The organism is Desulfurobacteriaceae bacterium (genome assembly GCA_039832905.1).
In the GTDB taxonomy this organism is placed as follows: domain Bacteria; phylum Aquificota; class Aquificia; order Desulfurobacteriales; family Desulfurobacteriaceae; genus Desulfurobacterium.
On the sequence record JBDOLX010000117.1, the window covers coordinates 1 to 5,045 of the forward strand.

Here is a 5,045-nt window from a genome sequence, read left to right on the forward strand (position 1 = left end):
CCGGTGCATGTAGGTTTGTGTGAGTTTGAGTACTTGTTGGAAATTAAGTCTTTTAGCTTTCATATCGGAGAGGATAGGCTTTTTTTATGGTGTTGGCAATTTTCAAACACCTTCTAATAATGTTGACATATCAAATGTTAATGTTACTATTTAAGGTTAGAAATCCTCTCTCTTTCCCTTAAAAAAGGAGAGGAAATGGAAGAGAAATTTTTTAATATAAAAATTGGAGGATTCTGATGGCTGAAGAAAAGGAAAAACAGCAAGAACAAGGAAAACAATCACAAGCAGTGAAGCTAAGAGTAGATTTGCCAGATGTCATTACAGAAACTTATGCTAAGGCATATTTGGCTTATAGAATTTCCCTCGAAAATTGGTTCTTGCTGAACGAAATTTTGGCCTTTATAAAGAACGAAAAATTATCTGCCAAAGAGGTTCAAAATAGACTTCAAAAGCTTTTCTCTGTTATTAATACAGAGATTGTAAAGGAACTCGTAAAACTTAATCAGATGGCTCTTGTAAAAACTGCAAGTGCAGGAACAGAGGAAAAAGGGAAAGAAAAGAATGAACTTAGGGAGGAAAATAATGGCTGAGCAGTTTGACAGAGAAGATTTAATCAATATAGTTGCTGTTTTCCTTGACAAGCAAGGAATTAAGCCTTACGAGGTTGAAGCTAAAGAAGAGGAAGATGAAGATTTACTTCCCGATATGATTGGAGTAACGAAAAAGGAAGTAGAACTCCAAATAGCCGTTCAAGTTGAAACATGTAAAACTTTAAACAGTGAAGAAGCTAAAAGAAGGGCTAAGGCAATAGCCGACCACGTGAGGAAGAGTGGAGAAGGTTACATGCTCTTTGTTCCTGCTGAGTGTGAGGAGAAAGCCCAAGAAAAGGTGAAAAAATGGCAGATTGAAGATGTTGTTGATATAATACCGCTTGCGTTCTCAAGCTAAGGTAATAGTATGAGAAAAAAGGTACTTTTCTTGGCTCCTGAAAGTGAAACATTTTATCTAAGGTGTAAGTATCTCTACTTAATAAGAGAACTTCTATCTCGCTATAATGTAGAAGTTATAATAGGAGAAAATCCTACACTCTACCAATTCATTGAAAAGAGTTGGTTGAGCAAATTTAAGGAAGTTTCTCTTTTTAAAGCGGAGGAAGCGAGGAAAAACATTCCTATTTCTGAAAGGAATAAATATCTAGCTTCTATAAAAGAAGCAATAGAGGATATACGCGTTTCCCCTGCAAATATTGAGCTTTGGAAGTTGCTTGTCCTCGATGACTTAGCTGGAAGTATAGTTCAGGAATTTCACAAGTTACCTGAAATTAACGAAGAAGTAGGAGCAGTTATAACGCCTCTTTATCACACAAATAGAGCACAGGGATTTGGAAGTTACTATCAATTTCAACTTTACAAAACCTGTAGAGAAAAAGGAATTCCTACAATAGGAGTTGAATTTCAACAGCTTTCGGATTATTACTACTATCACTATTATTTTTATGATTTCTATATAGTAAAACAGGAATCTAGTAGTTTCTTTCTACAAGAAAAGTTAGGAGTCCCTGAGAGCCAAATATTCCTCTTAAAGGAAAAGTACGCTTCGCTCTTGACAGATACTACCCTTCCTCCACAAGCTATCCTTAAGTTATTTGAAGACATAGAGTCTTTTTCCAAAGAAATATATTCAGGAACACCTTTAATTACCGTCGTCCACAGCATATCTGAGAGATATTCTGTCAGGAGGTTAATTAGAATCCTCTCTAAAATTAGTATGGACTTTAACCTGATTATTGTTACCAATCCTTCTAGTAGCGTTCTCTTTCTCAAGGAGAGAGAAATTGTACTTGAGGCTTATGTGGACGAACTTTCAAAATCCAGATTCAAAGAGATGCTAAATCTTGATACTCCGAGGCACTCTCCTGAGTTTCTCTCAATATTCTCAGATTTGGTTATCTATACTGAACCTGCAGAGGTGAACAACTATTCATCTCTCCCCGAAAATGTCATTTACTACTCTCCTTTGAGAAGAAAAGAGAACACAAAAACAGCTATCTTGAACGATGCTCAACTAATTAGCTATGTGGAAAACAAGCTCAGAAAAGATAGAAAGAGGAAAACTTTTAGAGAATGTATAGAAAACATAATAGAATAGAGGAAACATGAAACTGAAAGGTAAGCGAGGAGTATTTTTTGTTGGGCAACCTCACCATATGAGACTATGGAAGCCTGTTCTTGAAAGACTTAAAAAGGATGGAATGGAAATTTTATACGTTACCAAGCACGTTTTCTTTCCTTTTGAGATGTCAGCTTTAAAGTACGGAATTAGTCCTCTTTATATAGAGGATCTTCTTGACGAAAAAGACATAGAATATGAAGAGGAAGAATATAAAAGACTTTCTCGTGTCTTATCAGAGCGGCATAGAAATCATAAAGTCTTCAATCTCTTTTCACCTAACTCTATTACAAAAACTCTAAGGCACATAATTAGAGAGGTAATAGCTTTCGAAAAACTTCTGGAAAGAGAAAAAATTGATGTAATCTTTGCCTTACACGAACTCAATAGATGGAGTAAATTACTTGCTTACCTTTCCTTTAGAAAGGGGATTCCTTTTATTACTTTACAAGAGGGAGCTTATTACATAAAGCATTTTTCTCTCTCCTTCCACACGGAATACTCAACAGCAAACTTAGTTTGGGGACAACAAACGGTTGACCTTTTGAGAAAGTTGGGAAATGCTCCTGAAAAAAACATCATAGTTGGAGATACACACCTTGATTGGGCAATTCCGAAATACAAAGGGAAAGAAAAGTTCTATAAGAAGAAAGTATGCAAGGATTTTTCTCTTGATTCCTCAAAACCTTTAATTTACCTGATTCAAGGAAGCGGAAAAGAGTTCTTAGAATATCCTTTGGGGGCTGTTTTAGCTCTAATGAACATTTCAGAAGATTTTAACTACATCTTGAAAATACATCCTACTGCTCAAAGAAATTACGTTGATGATTTAAGAGAAAAGTACGAAAAGGAAAACTTTAAGATAGTTCAGAACTACGATTCATACGATATACTTGCCGGAAGTGATGTTTGTGTCACGCTAGGTCTTTCCACTTTAACCTTTGAAGCATTTGCGTTTAGAAAACCGGTTCTTGAAATAGAATATAACAAAGAAGACGTATATTTTGCTAGCTACGGTGTAGCTCCCCTCGTAAAACCTCAAAAATTAACTGAAGAAATAGAAAAAGTTCTAAAAAGAGGAATTTCTCTAAAGATTAAAAAGAATATTGAGCGTTGGTTGGAGTATGTTTTCTATAAGTTTGATTGTAAAGCCACAGAACGTGTAGTAGATGTAATAAAGTTCGTTCTACGTGAAAAGGATTTCTACAGCAAGAAAAAGACAAAACCTTTTGTGTTCAAAAACGTTCCCCGGCTGAGATACTCTTTCAACGTTATTGTTTTAGGAAACGTAAATCTGATTGCCGAAACGCTGAATAGACTGCTTGACACTATCAATCCCGAAATTGACGAGATTAACCTAGTTTTTCCTAAGTCTTTAAGAAATCTTTATCTGGAATTTAAAGAAAACTTTCAAGGAAAAGGAGTTATTAATTTCTACTTAGAAAAAGACGGTAAGAACAGCTTATCTGTCCTATATAACTTTGCTATTGAAAACTCAAAAGGAAATTTCATCATTCTATTCAAGGAGGGCATTATTCCCCTTAGATTCTTTGTAAAAGAAGAAGAACTTAAAGACAACGTACTTTTAGGAGCAGTAGTTATTGATAAAGCCGGTAGGGTAAAACATCTTGGAGTTACCTTTGAACACAACAACGTAGTTTACAGACTGTATGAAGATGTTGAGTTAAGTAAAGTTCCCGTAAAAAGCAGGGAGTTTAAGGCCTTGGACTATGTTATTTTGGGTAGTAGAAAAACGTTCAGGAAAGTCGGGAAGTTTGATGAAAGGATTTCGGATTATTACTCAATGATAGATTTTACTTTGTCCGCTCATTACGCAGGAATAAGGAATGTTCTTTCTGATAAACTGATTTTTGGAATGGTATCAAACCTATCCTTTCAGCCTCTTACTCCTTACTCTCACGTGCAGTTTTACACTAAATGGAGAGGAAAGACCGAGTATAACCTTCTTAAGTATACAGAAGAAGACAAAGTGGACATTTACGAGCTTTACAAGCCCGTGGAGAGGGGTTTATCCCACGATGAAGCGGGAAGCCCTTTACTTTAGTAAGGGAAGAGGGGCACAATTCAACTTAACTTTTTTCTCCTACCTCCGATATGTAAAGAAAAATCACTAATTTTGCAAGGAGGTGTATCATGGCTTACGAGTCCATGAGCTTCGCAGTAGGGTTCAACGCTGAATATGGTGGAATCCAAAACACTCTCTTTCAAGTTCAAAAAAAGCTTGATAAGACGATGGAGCACCTTTCCAGCGGTAAGAGAATCAATGATATGAAGGATGATGAGGGTGGAAGGGCAATTGCCGACACTATGTCCTCTTGGAAAACAGGTACAGATGAATCCATTCACAACCTCAAAGAATTCATTACAATGACAAAAATTGCAGAGAAAGCTCTTAACGACGTTCAGGACATTCTACATGAAATGAAGCAGACAGTTGATAGACTTAACGGTCTTGAAACGGCAAGTGATAGAAGTGCCGCTCAATCACAGCTTGTAGAACTTGCAATGGCAATTAACAAAATTGTAACCCATACAGAATACAAAGGTTTTAAGCTTTTCAACCTCGACGAAAACAATAACAATACTTATTTGGAGCATACTGCCAGAACAGATATAGGAAACATGACAAGATATAGTGACAGATACATCAGATATGGAGCTGGGGCTGAGGACTTCCTAAGCTGGGACCTTGGAATGGATCCAAATGCTCAACACCTTGGAAAAGTTAACGGTATAAAAGTTTCAAAAGGACAAATAAGCAACTATTACTTTAATGGAAAGAACGTTGGAGAAATTGCTGAGCAAATGGGAATAGATCTTAACACTAATGACGGTATAGCTACAGCTATAAGAGA

The 5,045-nt window shown here is 36.2% G+C and carries 5 protein-coding genes; all 5 read left to right on the plus strand.

The genetic code is table 11. The annotated features are described in order from the left end of the window. Positions 1-236: 236 nt before the first annotated feature. Entirely contained in the window at positions 237-590 is a 354-nt protein-coding gene (locus ABGX27_09100; protein MEO2069645.1) for a hypothetical protein, read from the plus strand. Next, positions 583-948, plus strand: coding sequence for a hypothetical protein (locus ABGX27_09105; GenBank protein MEO2069646.1), 366 nt, complete (start codon positions 583-585; stop codon positions 946-948). The genes ABGX27_09100 and ABGX27_09105 overlap by 8 nt, the downstream gene beginning before the upstream one ends. A gap of 9 nt (positions 949-957) precedes the next feature. Next, positions 958-2,148, plus strand: coding sequence for a hypothetical protein (locus ABGX27_09110; protein ID MEO2069647.1), 1,191 nt, complete (start codon positions 958-960; stop codon positions 2,146-2,148). A gap of 7 nt (positions 2,149-2,155) precedes the next feature. After that, positions 2,156-4,234: a hypothetical protein gene (locus tag ABGX27_09115; protein ID MEO2069648.1), complete on the plus strand. Its 2,079-nt coding sequence runs from the start codon at positions 2,156-2,158 to the stop codon at positions 4,232-4,234. Positions 4,235-4,323: 89 nt separating this feature from the next. Further along, on the plus strand, positions 4,324-5,045 hold a 722-nt coding region (locus tag ABGX27_09120; protein ID MEO2069649.1), incomplete at its 3' end, for a flagellin.

Excerpts from the sequence above, each read along its gene's own strand:
- ABGX27_09100 (MEO2069645.1), top strand. The coding sequence starts at position 237 with ATGGCTGAAGAAAAGGAAAAACAGCAAGAACAAGGAAAACAATCACAA.
- ABGX27_09105 (MEO2069646.1), top strand. The coding sequence starts at position 583 with ATGGCTGAGCAGTTTGACAGAGAAGATTTAATCAATATAGTTGCTGTT.
- ABGX27_09110 (MEO2069647.1), top strand. The coding sequence starts at position 958 with ATGAGAAAAAAGGTACTTTTCTTGGCTCCTGAAAGTGAAACATTTTAT.
- ABGX27_09115 (MEO2069648.1), top strand. The coding sequence starts at position 2,156 with ATGAAACTGAAAGGTAAGCGAGGAGTATTTTTTGTTGGGCAACCTCAC.